The organism is Sporosarcina sp. QA0331, from assembly GCF_055808055.1.
Window position 1 is genome coordinate 2236369 of record NZ_CM147850.1, and the last position, 22309, is coordinate 2258677.

The 22309-nt window shown below is 44.7% G+C and carries 22 protein-coding genes; all 22 read right to left on the reverse strand.

The features are described 5' to 3' along the window. Positions 1–147 precede the first annotated feature (147 nt). The 22 genes from trmFO to AC0L13_RS11325 all read right to left on the reverse strand — a co-directional run bounded on the left by trmFO (position 148) and on the right by AC0L13_RS11325 (position 22203). The gene (trmFO, locus tag AC0L13_RS11220) at positions 148–1467 is read right to left on the reverse strand and encodes an FADH(2)-oxidizing methylenetetrahydrofolate--tRNA-(uracil(54)-C(5))-methyltransferase TrmFO (RefSeq protein WP_473639598.1); all 1320 of its coding nucleotides are present in this window, start codon (positions 1465–1467) and stop codon (positions 148–150) included. Between the two features lie 24 nt (positions 1468–1491). Then, complete coding sequence (topA, locus tag AC0L13_RS11225; protein WP_473639600.1) at positions 1492–3567, reverse strand: type I DNA topoisomerase; 2076 nt, start codon at positions 3565–3567, stop codon at positions 1492–1494. Positions 3568–3739: 172 nt separating this feature from the next. Further along, positions 3740–4624 carry a DNA-processing protein DprA gene (dprA, locus tag AC0L13_RS11230; protein ID WP_473639602.1) on the reverse strand — a complete coding sequence of 295 codons (885 nt, stop codon included), beginning with the start codon at positions 4622–4624 and terminating at the stop codon, positions 3740–3742. A gap of 71 nt (positions 4625–4695) precedes the next feature. Next, entirely contained in the window at positions 4696–5598 is a 903-nt protein-coding gene (gene sucD / locus AC0L13_RS11235; protein WP_473639604.1) for a succinate--CoA ligase subunit alpha, read from the reverse strand. Positions 5599–5616: 18 nt separating this feature from the next. Then, entirely contained in the window at positions 5617–6777 is a 1161-nt protein-coding gene (sucC, locus tag AC0L13_RS11240) for an ADP-forming succinate--CoA ligase subunit beta (protein ID WP_440499536.1), read from the reverse strand. Positions 6778–6904: 127 nt separating this feature from the next. Beyond that, positions 6905–7204: an EscU/YscU/HrcU family type III secretion system export apparatus switch protein gene (locus tag AC0L13_RS11245; RefSeq protein ID WP_473639607.1), complete on the reverse strand. Its 300-nt coding sequence runs from the start codon at positions 7202–7204 to the stop codon at positions 6905–6907. Continuing rightward, positions 7201–9147, reverse strand: coding sequence for a hypothetical protein (locus tag AC0L13_RS11250; protein WP_473639609.1), 1947 nt, complete (start codon positions 9145–9147; stop codon positions 7201–7203). The genes AC0L13_RS11245 and AC0L13_RS11250 overlap by 4 nt, the downstream gene beginning before the upstream one ends. A gap of 8 nt (positions 9148–9155) precedes the next feature. After that, a complete protein-coding gene (locus tag AC0L13_RS11255; RefSeq protein ID WP_473639611.1) occupies positions 9156–9926 on the reverse strand; it encodes a ribonuclease HII in 771 nt (256 codons plus the stop codon). 81 nt (positions 9927–10007) lie between these two features. Beyond that, positions 10008–10883 (reverse strand): ribosome biogenesis GTPase YlqF, encoded by an 876-nt coding sequence (gene ylqF / locus AC0L13_RS11260; protein WP_473639613.1) that lies wholly within the window; start codon positions 10881–10883, stop codon positions 10008–10010. A gap of 17 nt (positions 10884–10900) precedes the next feature. Continuing rightward, a complete protein-coding gene (lepB, locus tag AC0L13_RS11265; protein ID WP_473639616.1) occupies positions 10901–11458 on the reverse strand; it encodes a signal peptidase I in 558 nt (185 codons plus the stop codon). A gap of 329 nt (positions 11459–11787) precedes the next feature. Further along, positions 11788–12132 (reverse strand): 50S ribosomal protein L19, encoded by a 345-nt coding sequence (gene rplS, locus AC0L13_RS11270; protein ID WP_239429775.1) that lies wholly within the window; start codon positions 12130–12132, stop codon positions 11788–11790. 142 nt (positions 12133–12274) lie between these two features. Next, a complete protein-coding gene (locus tag AC0L13_RS11275) occupies positions 12275–12463 on the reverse strand; it encodes a hypothetical protein (RefSeq protein WP_473639618.1) in 189 nt (62 codons plus the stop codon). A gap of 42 nt (positions 12464–12505) precedes the next feature. After that, on the reverse strand, positions 12506–13246 hold the full coding sequence (gene trmD, locus AC0L13_RS11280) for a tRNA (guanosine(37)-N1)-methyltransferase TrmD (RefSeq protein WP_473646962.1): 741 nt from the start codon (positions 13244–13246) through the stop codon (positions 12506–12508). After that, complete coding sequence (gene rimM / locus AC0L13_RS11285; RefSeq protein WP_473639620.1) at positions 13246–13761, reverse strand: ribosome maturation factor RimM; 516 nt, start codon at positions 13759–13761, stop codon at positions 13246–13248. The genes trmD and rimM overlap by 1 nt, the downstream gene beginning before the upstream one ends. Before the next feature lie 146 nt (positions 13762–13907). Further along, positions 13908–14141, reverse strand: a complete 234-nt coding sequence (locus AC0L13_RS11290; protein ID WP_252503628.1) for a KH domain-containing protein — start codon at positions 14139–14141, stop codon at positions 13908–13910. A gap of 15 nt (positions 14142–14156) precedes the next feature. After that, positions 14157–14429, reverse strand: coding sequence for a 30S ribosomal protein S16 (gene rpsP / locus AC0L13_RS11295; protein ID WP_060209070.1), 273 nt, complete (start codon positions 14427–14429; stop codon positions 14157–14159). Between the two features lie 112 nt (positions 14430–14541). Then, the gene (gene ffh / locus AC0L13_RS11300) at positions 14542–15897 is read right to left on the reverse strand and encodes a signal recognition particle protein (RefSeq protein WP_473639623.1); all 1356 of its coding nucleotides are present in this window, start codon (positions 15895–15897) and stop codon (positions 14542–14544) included. Between the two features lie 12 nt (positions 15898–15909). Then, entirely contained in the window at positions 15910–16242 is a 333-nt protein-coding gene (locus AC0L13_RS11305) for a putative DNA-binding protein (protein ID WP_473639625.1), read from the reverse strand. Positions 16243–16443: 201 nt separating this feature from the next. Beyond that, the gene (gene ftsY / locus AC0L13_RS11310; protein WP_473639627.1) at positions 16444–17433 is read right to left on the reverse strand and encodes a signal recognition particle-docking protein FtsY; all 990 of its coding nucleotides are present in this window, start codon (positions 17431–17433) and stop codon (positions 16444–16446) included. Positions 17434–17467: 34 nt separating this feature from the next. After that, a complete protein-coding gene (gene smc / locus AC0L13_RS11315) occupies positions 17468–21025 on the reverse strand; it encodes a chromosome segregation protein SMC (protein ID WP_473639629.1) in 3558 nt (1185 codons plus the stop codon). A gap of 2 nt (positions 21026–21027) precedes the next feature. Then, positions 21028–21795: a ribonuclease III gene (rnc, locus tag AC0L13_RS11320; protein ID WP_473639631.1), complete on the reverse strand. Its 768-nt coding sequence runs from the start codon at positions 21793–21795 to the stop codon at positions 21028–21030. A 171-nt stretch (positions 21796–21966) separates the two neighbouring features. Continuing rightward, complete coding sequence (locus AC0L13_RS11325) at positions 21967–22203, reverse strand: acyl carrier protein (protein WP_060209057.1); 237 nt, start codon at positions 22201–22203, stop codon at positions 21967–21969. Between the last annotated feature and the right edge of the window lie 106 nt (positions 22204–22309).

Below are 22309 nucleotides of genomic sequence, written 5' to 3' on the forward strand. Positions count from 1 at the left end.
AACGTAAAGTATATTGTTACGGCAACTTAATCGTCTTAGGATGTCAGACATCTGCTATTTTTTCAGACACAGTTTGTTCAATTTTTAGGAGCATCACATTAAAAAGCCGCACATGCGGAATAGTATCCGTCATGTGCAGCCTTCAGTTTACACTTGTAAGGAAGGTTGAAACTGCTCAAGTGCTTTGAATGCACGTTCAGCATGTTTCTCTGCGCGTTCGACTTTCGACTTGATGTGCTCGCCTAAATCAGGGAATAATCCAAAGTTGATATTCATTGGTTGGAAGTTTGTTGGATCGGCCTCCGTTATATATCTGGCCATGCTTCCTAACGCGGTCTCTTTCGGGAATTGGATCGGTTCTTTATCCAACGCCAAGTTTGCAGCATTAATTCCGGCAATCAAACCGGAGCCAGCTGATTCGACATATCCTTCCACGCCCGTCATCTGGCCCGCAAAGAAGATTTTGCTGTTCAACCTCAGTTGGTAAGTAGAATTTAGGACGCGAGGGGAATTAATGAACGTATTCCGGTGCATAACTCCATACCTGACAATCTCAACGTTTTCCAGACCCGGAATAAGTTGAAGCACCTCTCTTTGCGCTCCCCATTTCATATGCGTCTGGAACCCAACAATGTTATACAAAGTTCCTGCAGCATCGTCTTGACGCAATTGAACGACTGCTTTCGGGCGTTTCCCCGTCTTCGGGTCTTCCAGGCCGACCGGTTTCATCGGACCGAATAAGAGTGTTTTCTCTCCCCGTCGAGCCATCACTTCGACAGGCATGCAAGCTTCGAAATACACTTCTTTCTCAAATTCCTTTAAAGGAGCGACTTCTGCATTGAGTAGCGCTTCATGGAATCGATTAAACTCCTCTTCGTTCATTGGACAGTTCAAATAGGCGGCTTCGCCTTTATCGTATCGCGACTTTAAATATACTTTCTCCATATCGATGGAGTCTTTTTCGACAATCGGAGCGGCGGCGTCATAGAAATAGAGATATTCCTCTCCCGTCAATTCCCGAATGCGCTCCGCCAATGTAGGGGAAGTTAAAGGACCTGTCGCAATGACTGTGATCCCCTCCATCATTTCATCCAATACCGTCACTTCTTCATTGATGACTTCAATTAACGGATGGTTTTTAATTTTATCTGTCACATTTCCTGCAAATTCATGACGATCGACCGCAAGTGCTCCTCCAGCAGGAACCGCACATGCATCCGCTGCATTGATGATGAGGGAATTGAGCCTGCGCATTTCTTCTTTGATGATCCCTACCGCGTTCGTCAAATTGTTCGCTCTCAATGAATTACTGCAGACTAGTTCCGCAAATTTATCAGTATGATGGGCTGGCGTCTGCTTTACAGGTCTCATTTCATATAAACGGACTTGAACTCCCCGGGAGGCGATTTGCCAAGCCGCCTCACTCCCGGCAAGTCCTGCTCCGATGACATTTACGATTGGTGTCATTCAGCCATCCTCTTTTCAATCTTCTTATTCTTGCGCATCCTCTTTGTAGTCACATTCCGTACATTGAATTTGCACACCTTTTTTCAGCCTTTTTTCAACTAATGTACTTTGACATTTCGGGCAAGGCCTTGCTATTGGTTTATCCCATGATACATATTCACACTCAGGGTACCTATCACAGCCGTAGAAAATCCTTTTCGTCTTGCTCTTCCTCTCGACGACCTGCCCCTCTTTACATGATGGACAAGCGACTCCTATCGGCTTGATAATCGCTTTTGTATTTCTACAGTCGGGGAAGTTCGAGCAAGCCATGAATTTTCCGTACCGGCCCATTTTGAACACCATTGGCGATCCGCAATTCTCGCAATCTTCACCGGCGGGCTCGTCCTTGATCTCGATCTTTTCCATTTCTTCATCAGCAACTTTGACGTGCTTCTCGAATTCTTTATAAAATTCATCGATGACCTGCTTCCATTCAACCTCTCCATCTTCAACATCATCAAGATTCTTCTCCATATCTGCAGTGAACTCGATATTAATGATGTCTGGGAAGTATTGGTTAACCGCTTGATGGACAATTTCTCCAAGCTCTGTCGGAACGAATCGTTTAGCGTCTAATGTAACATACCCTCGTTTTTGAATCGTGTCGAGTGTAGGTGCATAAGTTGACGGTCGGCCGATTCCAAGCTCCTCCAATGTTTTAACAAGTCGAGCTTCTGAATATCTTGGTGGCGGCTGCGTGAAATGCTGCTTCGGATCGATTTCGCTTCCTTTCACGCGCTCCCCTTTCTCAAGCGGAGGCAGAATGCGATCCTTTTCCTCTACCTGATCGTCTTCTCCTTCGATATAGACTTTCATAAAACCAGGGAATTTTACTTCCGAACCGGTTGCCCTGAATTTGACATCGCCATTCATAAGATCTGCAGTGACCGTATCTAGCACAGCAGAAGCCATCTGACTTGCAACAAATCGCTCCCATATCAATTTATAGAGTCTGTGCTGATCTCGCGATAAGAACGCTTTCATCGCTTCAGGAGGCCTCATGACTGATGTCGGTCTAACTGCTTCATGCGCGTCTTGTGTATTAGCTGATTCCTTAGCCTTCGCTTTCGATGTAGCAACGAACTCCTTGCCGTACATCGTTTCGATGAAGGAGACAGCTTCTCCTTTGGCACCTTCAGAAATCCGTGTAGAATCCGTTCTCATATACGTGATAAGACCGACAATGCCTTCTTTTCCGATGTTGATTCCTTCATAAAGCTGTTGGGCAAGCATCATTGTTTTCCGTGCTCTGAAATTCAATTTCCTAGCTGCTTCTTGTTGCAAGGAAGATGTTGTGAATGGAGGGGCAGGATTTCTCTTCCTTTCCTTTTTGACAACGTTGACGATTTCAAATTCATCGCCTGACATTTTGGATAGAACTTCATCAACTTGCTGTTTATTTTCAAGCTTCATTTTCTTCGATGCATCACCGTAAAATGATGCTTCAAATGTTTTGCCGTCTTTGGTGAATCGTCCCGAAATGCTCCAATACTCTTCAGGTACGAAAGCTTTGATTTCATTCTCCCGATCGATGATCAAGCGGAGTGCGACTGATTGTACACGCCCGGCAGACAATCCTTTCTTCACTTTCTTCCAAAGAATCGGACTAATATTGTAGCCTACAAGTCTATCCAGTATCCTTCTAGCCTGTTGAGCGTCTACCCGGTTCATATCGATCGGCCTCGGGTGTTTGAAAGATTCCTTGATAGCATCCTTTGTGATTTCGTTGAAAACGACGCGGCAATCCGAATCGATATCGATGCCTAATTGGTGTGCCAAATGCCACGCAATTGCTTCCCCTTCTCTGTCGGGGTCAGCCGCGAGGAAAATTTTCTTCGCTTTTTTGGCATCTTTTTTCAATTCTTGGAGTATCGGTCCTTTTCCGCGTATCGTAATGTATTTCGGTTCATAATTATTTTCGGTATCTACACCCATCTGACTTCGCGGCAAATCCCGCAAATGCCCGATGGAAGCACGTACCTTATACTTTTTTCCTAAATAACGCTCAATTGTTTTCGCCTTGGCTGGCGATTCTACAATTACTAAGTAATCTGCCATTTATCATGTTCCTCCTCATAGAGGTTCCCTTTTTACATTTCCGTAGGGCTATCTATTTGTTCTTGCCCAATCCTCTTCACGGTGTATTCGGATGTAAAAGGATATCTGTTGCAAAATGTATAACAGATTTGATTTAAAATCAACCTTTTCAATAAAAGGCATGTTTTTACCGTCAGTGAATAGAGTGGTTTTCAAGCGCCTGAAAGCCGTTCCAAATAGGTTTTGCTCCTTGTTCAATCAATTTATTCGGCCCTAGCGATAAAGACGATGTAATGGGGCCAGGAACTGCATAAATAGTCTTTCCATGCTCAAGTGCATGATCCACAGTGCTCATCGTACCACTCTTTTCTTCCGATTCTGTAATGATAACCGATTCGGACAAACCGCTGATAATCCGATTTCTCATTGGAAATGTCCATCTGGCAGGTCTCATATAAGGAGGATATTCCGTCAGCAATAAGTGGTGGTCAGCTAGTTTCTCTGCAAGCTTTTTGTTTTCATACGGATACAAATGGAATAGGCCATGGCCAAGGACCGCAATCGTTTTTCCGCCAAAGTGGATAGTGGACTCGTGAGCCATCGTATCCGCCCCTTTTGCAAGGCCAGAAACGATTACAGCGCCCCGATCGACTAGCGGCGGAACGATGAATGAAAGCGCATTCTTTGTATAGTCGGTCGCTTTTCGAGAACCTATGATTGCGACTTTACAAGTTGTGTCCAATATCGTTGGATCGCCTTTCACGTAGAGGACGGTAGGAGGGTCTATAAGCCATTTCAACGGTTTCGGATAGGCAGCGTTCGTAATTGGAATAGGGATGATTTTCTCTCGATGATAAAGAAGAGTAAAAGGGGTTTGTTCGTGCCTTTTCAGCTGTTCATTCAGCTGGACTGCTTTCTGTTTGGGGATTTGTAGCAGCCTTGCCAAATCATCTGCTCGAAATTTGAACAGGTTATGAAGATCGGGGTCCATCTTCAAAATTTCTGCAGTTTTATTAAACGGAACTGGATAAACATAATGCAAAGCGAGCAGCCTTCGGTCTACATCAGACAGTTTCACATGATTTCTCCTCCAATTCGTGAATATGTAAAAGAACAGCATGCAGTTTTACCTGCATGCCGTACAGTTGATTAATGAGTTTTACATTTTTCGTAAAGCCCTTTATCTTTAAGGACTTTGATAAGCGTTTCGCCGATAACAGAAGGCGTGTCAGCTACTTCGATGCCTGCAGCATTCATCGCTTTGATTTTTTCTGCCGCTGTACCTTTACCGCCGGAAATGATTGCGCCAGCGTGGCCCATACGTTTTCCTGGAGGTGCAGTTTGACCGCCGATGAAGCCGACAACAGGTTTGTTCATGTTGGCTTTCACCCATTCAGCCGCTTCTTCTTCAGCTGTACCGCCGATTTCGCCGATCATGACGACCGCATAAGTTTCAGGATCTTCGTTGAATTCTTTTAGTACGTCGATGAAGTTTGTTCCGTTTACAGGGTCTCCACCGATACCAACGGCAGTCGTTTGACCGATACCCGCTTGCGAAAGCTGGTGAACAGCCTCGTATGTCAATGTTCCTGAACGCGATACAACGCCTACATGGCCTTTTGTATGGATATATCCAGGCATGATGCCGATTTTACACTCATCAGATGTAATGACACCTGGGCAGTTCGGTCCGACAAGACGTGTTTTCTTACCTTCCATGTAGCGTTTCACTTTAATCATGTCTATGACCGGAATATGTTCTGTAATACAGATTGTCATATCCAAATCAGCGTCTACAGCTTCCATGATTGCATCCGCCGCAAATGGAGCTGGAACGTAAATGACTGATACATTTGCACCTGTTGCTTTTACAGCTTCTTCAACTGTGTTGAATACAGGTACTCCTTCAACTTCTGTGCCGCCTTTGCCCGGTGTAACACCGCCGACGATTTTCGTACCATACTCAAGCATTTGCTTCGTATGGAAAAGCGCTGTTGAGCCTGTAATACCTTGAACAATCACTTTAGTGTCTTTATTAATATAAATTGCCATCGTTTGTCCCTGCCTTTCTTAGCCTACGAGTTCAACAATCTTTTGTGCACCGTCTGCCATCGTGTCAGCAGCGATGATATTTAACCCTGATTCGTTCAATAGTGCTTTACCTTTGTCAACATTTGTACCTTCCAAACGGACAACGAGAGGCACTTCAAGGCCTACTTCTTTTGCAGCAGCAATTACACCTTCCGCGATTACGTCACACTTCATGATACCGCCGAAAATATTGACGAAAATTCCTTTGACGGCATCGTCAGAGAGAATGATTTTGAATGCTTCTGTAACTTTTTCAGCAGTAGCGCCGCCCCCAACGTCAAGGAAGTTAGCCGGTGAACCGCCGTAGTAATTGATTGTATCCATCGTAGCCATTGCAAGACCTGCACCGTTTACCATGCAGCCGATGTTGCCATCAAGGGATATGTAGCTAAGGTCGTATTTGGAAGCTTCGATTTCTTTTGGATCTTCTTCGTCGAAATCGCGTAATTCCACGATATCTTTATGACGATATAATGCATTATCATCAAAGTTGAATTTTGCATCCAATGCCAGGACATTGTCATCACCTGTGACGACAAGTGGATTGATTTCAACGATTGATGCGTCTTTTTCTACAAACACTTGGTAGAGTCCTAGCATGAATTTTGCAGCTTTATTCACAAGATGTGTAGGGATGTTCATGTTGAATGCCATACGGCGCGCTTGGAAGCCTGTTAAGCCGACGACTGGATCGATAACTTCTTTGAAGATTTTTTCAGGTGTCTTTTCAGCGACTTCCTCGATATCCATTCCGCCTTCTTCAGATCCCATTAAAGTAACGCGATCTGTAGCGCGGTCAACGACAAGACCTAAATAATATTCTTTTTTGATATCGGATCCTTCTTCGACGAGAAGTCGTTTCACTTCTTTTCCTTCAGGGCCTGTTTGATGGGTTACAAGGGTTTTGCCAAGAAGCTCTTTTGCATACTCGCGCACCTCGTCAAGATTTTTAGCGATTTTAACACCGCCCGCTTTACCACGTCCACCTGCATGGATTTGCGCTTTGACGACGATAACGTCCGTACCGAGTTCTTTTGCCGCTTTTACAGCTTCATCGGGTGAGAATGCTACCCGACCGTTTGAAACAGCAACGCCATAATCTCTGAGCAGCTGCTTTCCTTGATATTCATGGATATTCATCTTACATCCTCCATTCGAACTTGTAGCTCATAATTTACTGCCGTATCCATTGTAGTAAAGATGTAAAATAATGTCCACAATTGTTGTAGGCATATAAGCATTTTTTGATATTTTTTGATACCTTTCGTCATTCCACCCTATTATTCTTCCGAGATCCATGCTCCCTATCCACTTGATAGATGTATGCAAACACTTCCGCCACTGCCTGATACAATTGCTCAGGAATCGTTTCATTCACTTCAAGCTGCCCTAGCAATTCGACCAGTGTTGGATCCTCTTGTATCGGAACGTCATGCTCTTGCGCCTTGCTCAAAATGTTTTCCGCAATTTTGCCTTTTCCTTTTGCGACAACTTTCGGAGCATCGCCGGCATTCGGATTATAGGACAACGCGACTGCTTCTTTACGAGTATGTTTTTGTTCTGTCATATCCGGAAGTCAACCCCACCTTGATCTGAAATCATTTCATTCCGCCTTTTTGACTCTCTTTTTCCTTCTTCCTCAAAATTTTTAAAGGTGACTCCAGACAATCGATAGTCGACCGATTCGAGTCCCATACGTAATTTTTCCTGCAAGAGATGACCGATATCCCTTAATTGAGCTGTTTCATTGAAAACGGTTAGAGTGACGACTCGATTTTGAACTTGCATATCGACGACTGTCTTATGGATCGATTCCAATTCCAAATAAAAAAGTATTCTTGCAAAATCCGAATCGATTTTACCATCGTCCTTTTTCCTTCCATTCCATTGGAGCGTTGCATCGATCCGTTTGCCGAGGAACTCAAGGGGCAGCTGCATAATAATTTGCTGGCTCACGCCTGAGTCACCGGAATGTATGAGCGTGCCGTTCATTCTCATAATTACCATCTCCGCCGCTTCACGCAATGCAGGAGATACTGAGCTGTCATGCAACAGTGCGACCAATTGAGGTTTCAGCGTTTCCATGATCTTGCTGATGTCCGTATTTCGATGAAGCAACTCCGCTTCATAATTAAGTCCGAGTGATTTAAAAATGGTTTGCATCGACTCTTTCATCACTTTGCCGTCAATCGCAAGCTCGACTGCGACTTGAGCATTCCGAATCAATTCCTTCACTATCGGCAAAGGCGATTGCTCCATTGCCCGAAACAGCTCCGGAAGCTTGACATCAACGGTTTCTGAGTTCAATAGTTTTGCAAAACCGGTTGTCGTATCAGAACGAAACGGCATAGCTTGGTTTTGTTCCATTACCATGCGGACCATCATCTTACTGATCTGCTCACCGATTAGTGAGTTTCTAATATCGATAGAAGGATTGCTTTCCAATTCTTCTAAAAGAGCTGTCAGCTGAAGCCTATTTGGCTGTTGCAGGACAGATTCGTTTTTGAGCAAATCTTTCAGTCGGCTTAACTCGACTCCCCCACCTGCAGAGGTACCGGAAGAGTCTGCTCGTAAGACAGATTTCCAATTTTCCAATAATGTGGAAGTCGTTATTTGGGTCGGATTCGACGAGCTGATAGCGCGCGACTCCATGGCCTGGCTTCCCGATTCCATCTTCGGCAGAATTACGGTACTGTCAATCAAATCTGAATGGAGTATTGACTGTAAATTGGCAAGCGTTGCACTCGGAGGCATAATCCCTGAGCTCTTCAGCATCTGCAAAACTTGGAATCGTTCTTCCCGAGGAGCAGTTTCGTTTAACACTTGCAGCATCGCAGCACTTAACAACGCTCTTTCCGTGGCAGAAGCTATCACCTTGCCTCCTGCTCCTAACGTCGAAAGGATTGTTTCTTTCAACTGCGTTTGTATTCCTGTATCTTCGCGCAACGCATTCCTTAATGAATTCAAGTTATTGTGGAGCCCTTCTTTAATCTCTACTCCTAGTAGTGACTGTAAATTGACTTCAGTAAGTGGTAATTTCAATTCGACTAATTTCTGAATGGAGTTGAGCGCTTCGTTATAAATAGATGGTTGAACTGTTTTCAAGAGCCTGACCGCTTCCAGCAAGACTTCTTTGGAAATGGGAAGCTTTTGATTCAAAAAATGATTTAATACGCTTTGCATCTCAGGAGATTTTGGGAGTTGCATCGAATCCATCAAGTTCGACAATTGCCTCGCTTGTCCTTCAGTTGCTTGTAAAGGCCCTGAAATAACTTTGATTTGCAGTTCAGGAGTGACTGATTTCACTTGAAAATAATAAGCGTCGCCCGCTTTCATAGGCACTTCCAGTCTTGCCATCAATTTTTGTCCACCGATTTGCACCTCCGCCATCTGGCCCGGATAAAGTTGTTTAATTTGCCCATGAAACATTTGGCCTTCCCGCATTGTTAAAGGCTGTTGTGATACAGATATGGACTTGCTGCTCAAACGGGGAATCGATGGATAATTCATCTTGGAGCTCACCTTCCTTCCAAAATCGATTTAACAGGTTCAAACGTCTTTCTATGGTGTTTGCACGGTCCATGCAAGTGCAGCGCCTCCACATGCTCCTCCGTGCCGTATCCTACGTTTTTCTTAAAATTGTATATCGGGAATTCTACATGCAGTTCGTCCATCAATTGATCTCTCGTTGTCTTTGCAAGAATGGAAGCGGCCGCTATGGCAAGACTTTGAGCATCCCCTTTAATGATCGATACTGTCTTGCAGCTCAGTTGTAGTTTCATGGCGTCCACCAAGACGATATCCGGTTGAATGTGTAGATTCGTTACAGCTATTTCCATTGATTCTCGAGTAGCTGCATAGATGTTTATTTGATCGATTCTTTCTGCTGATTGAATATGTATTGAATAACTGATCGCGATGTCTTTAATAATAGAAGCTAATCGATTTCTTTCTTGGACTGATAACTTTTTTGAATCATTAAGGCCTAGCAGTTGCGGAGCTTCATTTGGCAATATAACGGTAGCACATACGACCGGTCCTGCGAGTGGACCTCTGCCAGCCTCATCAACACCTGCAACGAGTGTGTCTTCGGCTGTTTTATATGTAGCATCAAAATTGATTTTTTCTTGCAGCATTTCTTCCAACAGTTGTTTTTTCTCGTAATTGCGATACCATTTTTTCAATTCGGTTTTAACGCCTGCGCGGTAGTCGCCTTCCAATTCTTTCATCCATGGCTCTGGGTCTGTGGTTTGTTTCAGTATTTCGGAAATTTCTTTAATCGTCTTCATTTTCTTCACCTTCTATTTATATATCGGATAAAAATCCGGATTGTGATTGTCTCAATAAGAAAAGGTCGATAAGTCACGGGTTTATTCCGTGACGTCATCGACCTGTACTAAATCAGACGTAAAATCGAAAGTCAGTTTGCCAAGCAACTCATTGCGGATGTCTTGGATAATCAACTCAGCCACTTTGTCGTAATCGATTTCGCCGCCTTGTGTATATGCTTTTCGGGACTCGCCGATCACGTCGAATACCTTTTGGATATTGTCGCCTACGGTCGCGATTCCGTATCGTTGCTCGAGTCGGTCGGGGTAATGTTCCTCTAAAAAGCGGAGCCCGTAAACCGCCAAACTTTCCATATTGACGATCGTATCCTTGATTGCGCCTGTGAGCGCAAGCTTATAACCGACAGCCTGGTCTTCAAATTTTGGCCAAAGGATTCCGGGAGTGTCGAGCAATTCAAGTTCCTTTTCGAATTTGATCCATTGCTGTGCTTTTGTGACGCCCGGCTTGTTGCCTGTCTTCGCGATATTTTTCTTTGCCAAGCGGTTGATCAAAGTCGACTTCCCGACATTAGGGATTCCGACAATCATGGCGCGAATCGCTCCTGGCCGTATGCCTCTCTTCTTCAAACGCTCGATTTTCGGGGCAAGTATTTCCTTCGCCGCTTTCGTCACGGTTTGCAGTCCTTTACCTTCGAAGGAATTAATGGCAACGGCACGGATTCCTTTCGAATCGAAGTGCTTGATCCAACGTTCCGTTTCTTTCTCGTCTGCAAGGTCCATTTTATTCAAGATGAGCAATCGCGGTTTTTGCTGGATGACTTCATCGATCATCGGGTTTCTTGAAGAGAGAGGCAATCGAGCATCAATCAATTCGAATACGATGTCAACAAGCTTCAATTGCTCCGTCACTTCACGTCTTGCTTTGGCCATATGGCCGGGAAACCATTGAATGGTCATTGATTTCATCCTTTCTTTCAGTCCACCATGCCGAAGTCACTGATCGGCCAGAAAATGAATTTTGTGCTTCCAATAATTTCATCAATCGGTACTGCTCCGATGTGTCTGGAATCTTTACTTTTTCGGCGGTTGTCGCCCATTACGAAGACATGGCCTTCTGGGACTGTCTGCACACCGATTTTCTCTTCCAGTGTGAAATCTTCGGTTAGGGTGCCTTCTGTTACTTCGGCTTTATATTGATCAAGGTATGGTTCGTCATAAGGTTGATCGTTAATGTAGAGAACATCATCTTTATATTCCACTTTATCCCCTGGAAGGCCGATGACCCTTTTGATGTAATCTTTCTTCTCAGGTGCATGGAATACGACGATGTCAAAACGGTCGGGTTTGCCGAGTGTGTAGCCGATTTTGTTGACGATCATTTTGTCACCGTGTTCAAGAGTCGGCATCATCGAAATACCGTCTACAACAATCGGTGTGAATAGGAAGATCCGGATAATTGCCGCCAATCCAAACGCAATTAATAACGCTTTGATCCATTCCCAAGTTTCATTTTTTTTCTTCTCTTCATTCATCACAAAGCCTCCTGCCAAGTCACTATCCTTATTGTACAGTCTATTCTTTCTAGAGGCAAAGAACAAAAGCGCAGTGCGCCCGAAAAGAGTCGACAGGCATAAGGCGGATCTGCGAAACGGCGCAATTTGCCGTGTAGCAGAGCTGACTTATGACCCGAGGCAATCGAACAGCGAAGGGTTCGATTTGCCGTATTTCTGCGGTTTTTGCAGAAATTAAGGCATCGTTTTTCAGCGCACGGAGCTAGAGGCAAAAAGAAAGGAGACCAATTTTTCTGGTCTCCTTCTGTTTAATAGGAAACAGCGGAGATGCAATCCCCGCTGTTTGAATTTTATCGAATTTCTTTGATACGTGCAGCTTTTCCGCGAAGGCTGCGAAGGTAGTACAATTTCGCACGACGTACTTTACCGCGACGAGTAACTTCAAGTTTAGCGATTTTCGGTGTGTGTACAGGGAATGTACGTTCAACACCTACACCGTTGGAGATTTTACGGACTGTGAATGTTTCACTGATTCCGCCACCACGACGCTTGATAACGACACCTTCGAACAATTGGATACGCTCGCGCGTGCCCTCAACGATTTTCACGTGCAAGCGGACAGTGTCCCCAGGACGGAAATCAGGATGGTCTGTACGAAGTTGGTCTTTTGTTACTTCTGCAATAATGTTTTGCATGTTTTTCTCTCCTTATCCACAGATGCTCTTGCACTTTTTGCCTTTGCAGCGGAACACCAGTCAGTATGTACTTCCCATAGAAGCACATAGTAGATGTTATCATAAAGGGCTAGCTGATGCAAGCCCTAAAAGTTGATTTTCGCTACAGGCGGTCGCTTTCCGGGGGCGGACGGTGAGCCAATCGAACCACGACGAGTTCGATTTGCCGTATTTCTGCGCTTTTTGCAGAAATTAAGGCAGCTTCATCCTGCTCCCAACGCTCCACTTTTGGTCGCAAACGCCGTTCTACGTAACGGCGCTCGCAGGAGTCGCCGCCTTCCACTTCAATCAACGGAACTTCCCAATAATCAACTTACTTAAAGATCCTAGAAAATTATTTGTCATTTTCTTCGAGAAGATGTTTCAATACTTTTTGTTGATGATCTGTTAATGGGGCGTCAGCCAAAAGATCTTTCCTGCGTTCGAATGTGCGTTTTAGTGATTGTTCTTGGCGCCATTTTTCGATTTCGGCGTGGTTTCCTGATAATAGGATGTCGGGAACTTTCATGCCTCTGAAATCAGCTGGTCTTGTGTATTGGGGATGTTCGAGGAGTCCTGTCGAGAATGAATCATGGACAGGGGAATCCGTGTTTCCTAATACATTCGGCAGTAGTCTGACGACGCTGTCGATGATTGCCATGGATGCGATCTCCCCGCCTGTCAGTACGAAGTCTCCGAGCGATATTTCGTCTGTGACAAGATGCTCGCGTATACGCTCGTCATAGCCTTCATAATGGCCGCAAAGGAAAACGAGATGTTCTTCCTTGGACAGCTCCTCGGCCTTTTGTTGGTTGAATCTAGCGCCTTGAGGACACATGAGGATGACACGTGGCTTCTTTGATTCTTCAAGGGCGAGTGATTCGACTGCCGCAAAGAGCGGCTCGGGTTTCAAAACCATCCCCGCACCGCCTCCATATGGGTAGTCGTCCACTTTATGGTGCTTGTTGCCGGAGAAGTCTCTGAAATCGGTCACTTTGAATGTGACGGCTTCATTTTCCTGCGCCTTTTTCATAATGGAAGAGTGGAGGACTCCTTCGAACATTTCAGGAAACAGCGAAAGGACATCAATCTTCATCATGAAAGAAGCCCTTCCATCGGCTCGATGATAATTTGCTTCGTCTCGATATCGATTTCTTTGACGACATCGTCGATATAAGGGATATAATGAGGTTTTCCGTTTTTCGGCGTCACAGTCCAAACATCATTGGCCCCTGTTTCGATTATTTCCGTCACTTCTCCAATTTCCTCGCCCGTATCTGTAATGACAGTGCAGCCGATGATTTCATGATAGTAGAACTCGCCCTCTTCCAAATCGCCGAGCTGCTTCTCAGAAACCTTCAGTATGCCGTCCCTGTACTTTTCGACATCATTGATATTGATATGCCCTTCAAATGTTAGAAGGTCGAAGTTCTTATGGCGTCGATGACTTGCCACGATTAATTTAATCGGCTTTTTTTCATTCGGCATGAATAAAGTGAGTTCACTTCCGACTGCGTATCTTTCATCAGGGAAATCGGTGCGTGAAATAACACGAACTTCACCGTGTATTCCATGTGTGTTGACAATTTTTCCAACATTAAACCATTGCATACAATACACCTTCCTTTTCATTCGGGACTTGGATGCATTCCATAAGTAGACAAAAAAGGAAGGAACATGAGCTCCCTCCTTTTTTGTGATAGGTTCTTTAGCAAACGTTGAGTCTGCTCTCGGAAACCTGTTGTTCATGACGAATGTCAATCAACAATATCAAGGTAAACTTTCTTACCGTGGCGACTTCCCGCTGCTGAATAAACAATAGTTCGTATCGCTTTTGCGACACGCCCTTGCTTTCCGATCACTTTCCCCATATCTTCGGGATTTACGGAAAGTTTGTAAGTGACACGATGATGTTGCTCATCTTTGTCGACCTGCACATCTCCGGGATGATCGACCAAAGGTTTGACAATCGTTTCAATCAGCTGCTTCATGTCCACCCCTCCTGATTATTTACCGTATTTAGCGTTGTGGAATTTCTCCATGATGCCTTGTTCTGAGAACAGGTTACGAACTGTATCAGAAGGTTTAGCACCGTTTTGAAGCCATTTAAGAGCCAATTCTTCGTCGATTTTCACTTCAGCAGGTTTTGTAAGTGGGTTGTAAGTACCTACTGTTTCGATTTGACGACCATCACGTGGTGAACGTGAATCTGCTACAACAATACGATAGAAAGGAGTTTTCTTTGCTCCCATACGTTTAAGACGAATTTTTACTGACATTTTTTCTTGCACCTCCGAATAGTTTCACACAAGATAGTATATTATCAAGGTTTTTCATGTTTGTAAAGTGTTTTTTCTTAACACCCTAAAATTCCGCTAGAATTCCCCGTTTTCATCTGAATAAAGAGTCGAAACCGGGCATTTTCATTTTCTTTTTACCCTTTTGCTGCATGTTGGTCATTTGTTTGACCATTTTCTTCATATCTTCGAATTGCTTCAATAGACGGTTTACTTCTTGAATGGATGTTCCCGAACCTTTTGCAATCCGCTTGCGTCTGTTCGCATTAATGATTTCAGGTGTTGTACGTTCTGCAATTGTCATCGAACGGATGACTGCTTCTACGCGTCCCATCTGGCTTTCATCAACTTGGGCATTTTCAAGCCCTTTGATTTTATTCATCCCAGGCATCATCTTCAATATTTCATCAAGAGGACCCATCTTTTTCACTTGCTGGAGCTGATCCAAAAAGTCGTCGAGCGTAAATGTTTGCGTCCGGAATTTTTGTTCAAGCTCCTTCGCCTTCTCTTCATCGACACTCTCCTGCGCCTTTTCGATCAAAGACATGACGTCGCCCATCCCTAAAATACGGGAGGCCATCCGCTCAGGATGGAACGGTTCCAAAGCGTCCATCTTTTCACCCATACCGACGAATTTAATCGGCTTTTGCGTAACGGAACGAATGGATAATGCAGCACCGCCACGTGTATCTCCGTCTAGTTTAGTCAAGACGACTCCCGTGATGCCGATTGCTTCGTCAAATGATTTTGCTACATTGACAGCATCCTGCCCTGTCATCGCATCAACGACGAGGAATACTTCGTCGGGTTTGCTCAGTTCACGGATATCCTTCAATTCCTGCATAAGGTTTTCATCGACATGCAAACGTCCCGCCGTATCGATGATGACGACGTCATGATGTTCCTTTTCGGCTTCTGCTAGCGCTTGGCGCGCAATTTCAACCGGGGAGACATCCGTCCCTAATGAAAAGACGGGCAACGTCAATTGTTTACCGAGCGTTTCCAATTGCTGGATCGCTGCTGGACGATAAACGTCCGCCGCCACAAGGAGCGGCTTCTTATTATGGCGCTTACGAAGGACTGTCGCGAGCTTCCCAGTTGTCGTCGTTTTCCCCGCCCCTTGCAAACCAACCATCATAATAACCGTTGGGGCTTTCCTTGCAAATTGGATCGGGTTTTGCTCTCCGCCCATTAAGTTCGTCAATTCGTCCTTAACGATTTTTACGACTTGCTGGCCGGGTGTCAGACTCTTCATGACGTCTTGACCGACAGCACGTTCACTGACCGTCTTAATGAATTCTTTTACGACTTTCAAGTTGACGTCGGCTTCAATAAGTGCAAATCGCACTTCACGCATCATTTCCTTGACGTCGGCCTCACTGATTTTACCTTTGCCCTTTATTTTTTGAAGCGTCCCTTGCAGGCGCTGGGCCAAACCTTCAAATGCCATGCATAGAACCCCCTATTCATGATCTTTCAATGAGTTCAATAAAACACGAACTTCATTGGATGCTTCATCATCTCCGAGCACAAGCTCTTCCAGCTTATCGATAATCTCCATCCGCTTTCGGAATTTGGAGAACAGCTTCAGTTTTTCTTCATAATCTTCCAGCATAGCTTCCGTTCTTCTGACATTGTCATAGACAGCTTGCCTCGACACTCCGTATTCTTCGGCGATCTCGCCGAGAGATAGGTCGTCGAGATAGTAGAGTTGCATGTAAACCCTTTGTTTTTCGGTCAACAGTGTCTGATAGAAATCATAGAGGAAGTTGACGCGAGTCGTTTTTTCAAGCATTTCGCTTCGCCCCCTCTGCTAATCTTAGTATGCGGGAATTGAACTGTCAAGTATATTTACTTGATAAATAGGATGCAGAGGAAGGCGTTTAACTGCGACAGGCGGTGGAGGTCGGGAAATAAAGGCGCTTTTTGCCTTTATCTCCTGACCGAAGCGACCCGAGCAGTTGCCTTCCTAGGCTCGACTGTAAAGATGGAAAAGTTATTCTTCCGCTTCTTTTTCCAGTCCGTCTGCGAAGAGTCCGTATACATATTTTTCCGGATCAAACGGCTGCAAATCGTCCATGCCCTCGCCAAGACCGACAAATTTGACCGGGATATTAAGTTTATTGCGAATCGCTAATACAATACCGCCTTTCGCCGTCCCGTCAAGCTTCGTGAGGACGATTCCGGTCACGTTCGTCGCCTCTTTGAACGTTTGGGCCTGAATCAATGCATTTTGCCCAGTCGTCGCATCAAGTGCGAGAAGGACCTCGTGTGGCGCTCCTTCGATTTCCTTGCCAATTACTCGGTGAACTTTCTCGAGTTCATTCATCAAGTTCACTTTGTTTTGCAATCTGCCGGCAGTATCACAAATCAATACGTCCACTTTACGGCTTTTTGCTGCACGAATGGCGTCGTACATAACAGCTGCAGGGTCAGATCCTTCCGATTGTCTAATCACTTCAACACCAACGCGCTCGCCCCAGACGACTAGCTGATCAATCGCTCCTGCCCGGAATGTATCCCCAGCCGCAAGCATGACAGTCTTTCCTTCATCTTTCAGGCGCGCTGCAAGCTTCCCAATGGTCGTTGTTTTTCCTACACCGTTGACGCCTACCATGAGAATGACAGTCAAGTCATCTTGCATATTCAAGTCGGTGTCGAGCTCTTCGCCATCTTTATAGATTTCCACAAGCTTTTCAGAGATGACTGATTGGATGCCTTCAGTATTTTTTATATTTTTCCGTTGAACTTCCCAACGTAATTGATCGACGAGTTCCATAACCGTTTCAACGCCAACATCCGCCTGTAATAACAGTTCCTCAAGCTCTTCGAAAAACTCCTCATCCACTTCACGGAAACGTGCTACAAGGTCGTTCACCTTTGAGGTGAATGAATTTCGAGTTTTCGACAGACCTTCTTTAAATTTTTCTGTAACCGTTTCATTTGTGCCTGTGATTTTCTCTTTCAGTTTCTTAAAAAAAGCCAATCCGATTCTCTCCTTTTATCGTTTCTGTCAATACTTACCCTAACACTTCAGCAGGAACTTCGGAAAGCTTGACCGAAATCAATTTCGAGACTCCTGACTCCTGCATCGTAATTCCATACAGGACATCGGCCCCTTCCATCGTCCCTTTTCGATGGGTGATGACGATGAATTGGGTATTATCCGAGAACTTCTTCAAGTACTTACTGTACCGGATGACATTCGCTTCGTCGAGCGCAGCTTCAACTTCATCCAAAATGCAGAATGGAACAGGACGCACTTCAATAATTGAGAACAGCAAAGTAATCGCAGTGAGCGCTCTTTCACCACCTGATAACAGACTCAAATTCTGCAACTTTTTACCAGGCGGCCTTGCGACGATTTCAACTCCCGTTTCCAATAAGTTGTCAGGCTGAGTAAGAATCAGATCTGCATCCCCGCCACCGAACATTTCCTTGAAAACAGAATGGAATCGATTCCGTACTGCATTGAACGTCGTACCGAATCGCATTTCCATTTCACGGTCCATTTCTGACATCGCTTCATTCAATGTGTTTTTCGCTTCTAGCAGGTCGTTTCGTTGCTCTGTCAAAAATGCGTGACGCTCCGACACTTCTTTGAATTCTTGTATCGCACTAGGATTTACTGAACCGAGAGACTCGATTTCGCTTTTTAATTCCTCGACACGTTTACGTGTGACGTCCACATCAAAATCACTTTCTGAATCAAAATCAGGATAAAGGCCATAATCGTCCAATAAGCGATTTGTGATGGATTCATATTTCACTTCCAGACGTGAAGCTGCAACATTTATTTCATTTAACGAAGAGACCGCCTTCCCTTCCTCGAGACGTAGACGTTTTAAAAGGTCTTCCTGCTTTTCGAGTACAGTGGCTAGTTGATTCCTATTGTCCCGTTCTTCAGATAATGATTGCTCGATCGTCGACTTCTCTCTCGTCGATCGATCTATTTGTGCAGCTATTTCTTCTGGTGTGAGATCGATACCTAATTCTCGCTCGGCGTATAATTCTTGGTCGGATTCCAAATTGGCCATTTTATGTTCCAATTGGCTTAGCGAGTGCTCCATCTCTGTAATCGTAGACTGTTGATGTCCTTTCTGTTCACGAAGGATGGCAGCCTGCTCCCGGAGCTCGCTATTTTTAGTCATCAAGGCTGTTTCTTCATTCCGCCGATCCGCAGCCAAACGCTCGAGTGTTTCAACTTCCTTCTGCGTGGAGTCCAAAGATGACTTGATGTATTCATGCCGTTCGAGCAATTCCTTTTTCCTATTTTGGAGTTCTGCCCCAACGCTTTCCGAGCCTTCAATTCCTTTTTCGGCTAACGAGATTTCCGACTCGATTGTTCTGATTTCCATATCTAGTTCCCGAATGACGGATTCTATCGCAATCATTTCTTGTCGAGTTGCATCCCGCAGTTGCCGATACCTCTCCGTATCATGCATATGCTGCGCGACAGACATTTTCGAATTGCCGATTTTGCTAGTAGCCGTTTTAATCGAGGCGGTCATTTTTGAAAGTTGTGTGCTTAGCGTCTCCAATTCCGCTTTTCGTGAAAATACGGTCGACTGCCCTTTCGCTCCTCCGCCAGTGAGGGAACCACCGGCATTCACGACATCTCCGTCTAGTGTGACAATCCGGAATTTATATCCTAGCAATTTGGCGATAGCGGAAGCTCCAGCCAATGTTTTAGCAACAATTGTCATTCCGAGTAAGTTTTCCGCGATGACGGAAAACACTTCGTCTGTCTGCACAAGCTGATCAGCTGTCCCGACGAATTCGGGATGCTGCTCTACAATACGTAGGGATGCAATTGGAAGTTTCCTAGACTTTATGACATCACGCGGCAAAAATGTCGCACGACCAGCGTTTTTCTGTTTTAAATAACCGATCGCATTCCGTGCCTCCGCCTCCGTCGACGTGACGATATGCTGCATCGCGCCGCCCAAAGCAGTTTCAATCGCTTTTATATGGGAATCTCCAACTGTGATCAGCTCTGCAACTGCTCCATCTACGCCGCGCAGTCTTCCTTCCTTAGCCGCTATCAGGACAGCTTTGACACCTGAATAGAAGCCTGAAAAATCAGCTTCCAAACTTTGAAGCACACGCAGCCTTCCTTGCATTTCAGACTGCTTGTTCATCGCATTTTGCATGAATTGCTGCTGGATTGTCAATTCCTCTTCAGCTTCGCGATAAAGCGTTTCAGACCGCTTGAACGCAGCCTCTGCTTTCTCCTTCTTCTCTTGCAAAGAGGAGAGCTCAACCGATTGGATAGACCTTTTTGCCTTCATCTCTTGAAGTCTGCTTTTCAATACGGAAGTTTGTTCTGAAATTCGGACAGAAGAAGTTTTTTCACCTTGCATCCGTTCCTCGATATGCTTTAAATCATTCCGAATTGTCGCTTCTTCGTTCAGCATTTCGATATAGGTTGACTTCAACTCATCGATTTCTTTTTCGGTCTCTTTTGCCGACCTTTTCAGGATTTGAGCAATTTCGTTTATCTCCGAATTAATCTTTTCCAATTCTGATCCTGTCATGGCCAATTTCTCTTTTGCAGCAGCCAATTTGACAACAAGGTCTTCTTTATTTTTTTTAGCTTCGGCTAATTCTTGTCGAATCCGCTTCAATTGCTGCTCAGAATTTTTCTGCTTTTCAAGTGATAAAAGACGGCGTCCTTCCCATTTTTCGGACTCAGCACTGATTTCCACTAATTGCTTTTGAAGCGTTTCAATATTTCGGTCAGCTTGGGTCAAATGCAGCTTATGCGCATTGGACTCTTGTTCAGCCTTTGATATTTCCGCAACCAATCGATCGCGCTCCGCTCGCTTTTCCTCGATCAGGCTCGTTTTCGCAATTATTTCTTCACGCAATTTCGCTCCATCGTAATTTAGAAGGCGGACATCGGCTTCTCTAATTTCCGCGGCAAGCAACTGATGTTTTTCGGCCGCTTCGGCATTCTTTTCAAGAGGGCCGATTCTTGTATCCAATTCCTTGAGAATATCAAGAACACGATCTAAATTGTCTTCTGTTTCGAAAAGCTTATGTTCTGCTTTCCTTTTGCGTGTTTTATATTTCAACACGCCTGCTGCCTCATCAAATATACTTCGTCTATCTTCCGGCCGGCTGTTGAGTATCTCGTCTACCCGTCCTTGGGAAATGATTGAAAACGCTTCTTTCCCTAACCCGGAATCCATGAAAACATCATTAATATCTTTCAATCGACATTGTTGTCCATTCAATAAATAATTGCTTTCTCCTGAACGGAAGACTCGGCGACTCACGCTGATTTCTGTGTAATCAAGCGGGAATAGGCCATTCGAATTATCGAGAATGAGCGTCACTTCCGCATAATTAAGCGGCTTCCGAGAATCACTTCCTGCAAAAATGACATCTTCCATCTTTGCACCCCGAAGGGATTTGGCCGATTGTTCACCGAGAACCCAACGGATTGCATCGGTTATATTGCTCTTTCCACTACCATTCGGACCTACAATGGCTGTAACACCTGGAACGAAATCGATACCTATCCGTTCGGCGAATGATTTGAACCCAACAATTTCAACTCTCTTCAGAAACACAATCAGTTCTCTCCTTCGGCCTCATTACCTTTTAATACTTGAATGGCTTGACGGGCCGCTTCCTGCTCGGCTTCTTTTTTAGACCTACCGATTCCGGTCCCTAGTTCACGATTTTCCAATCTAACGACAGTGACAAACTTTTTCGCATGCGCAGGACCTTTCTCTTCGACAATTTCATAGTTCAAGCTACCGCTGTTCGTCTGTTGGACGATTTCCTGCAAGCGGCTTTTATAATCCATCACATGCGAAAAAGCACCGTCCCCGATTTTCGGGAATACAACCTTTTCAAGGAATTGGGTGACTGGCTCCATCCCTTGATCCAAAAACAAAGCGCCAATATATGCTTCAAATACGTCCGCAAGCAACGCGGGCCGTAATCTGCCGCCAGTCTGCTCTTCACCTTTGCCGAGTAAAATGAAATCACCAAAATGGAGTTCATTCGAAAACTTGACGAGGGAAGGTTCACAAACAATGGCAGCCCGTAATTTTGTCAACTCACCTTCACTCATATTTGGTTCAGTCGCATAAAGGAAACGTGACACACCGAGCTCCAGTACGGCATCTCCGAGGAATTCGAGCCTTTCGTTATCCGTGAAGTTTTTTCTGCGGTGCTCATTGACATAGGACGAATGAGTGAATGCATTGTAAAGAAGGGATACGTCTTTAAATTGGATGTCGAGACGCTGTTGTAGATCTTCGAATTTTTTACGCACCTCGCTTGGAAGAGGGACTGTAGGATATTTACTTTTTACATTCCGTTTATTTGTCATTAAGATTCTGCCTTTCAGTTCATAGTCCATTTAATTTTACATTGTTCGTGCCATACATGCAAAACCGAAAAGAGATACTTTCATTCCTTTCGTATCAAAAGAAAGGTTGAAAGCATCTCAAGGGAAATACGTCATATAATTACGCGCCCGTTTTTCGGAATACAACTAAAATTAGTTAACTTTTTCTTCGATATATTTTACTGCATCACCGACAGTTCCGATCTTTTCAGCATCGTCATCGGAAATTTCCATATCGAATTCATCTTCTAATTCCATAACTAGCTCAACGACATCCAAAGAGTCTGCGCCGAGATCGTCTTTGAAAGAAGCTTCAGGTTTCACTTCGCTCTCATCGACACCAAGACGGTCGACAACCACTTTCGTTACACGTTCAAGTACTGACAACATAGTCACCTCCTCTCAATGAAATGCGTAGGGCGCTTGCTTAGCCTCGACAAGCGCTGGAGGACTTGAACAAAAGGCGCTTTTTGCCTTTTTACTTCAAGACCGAAGC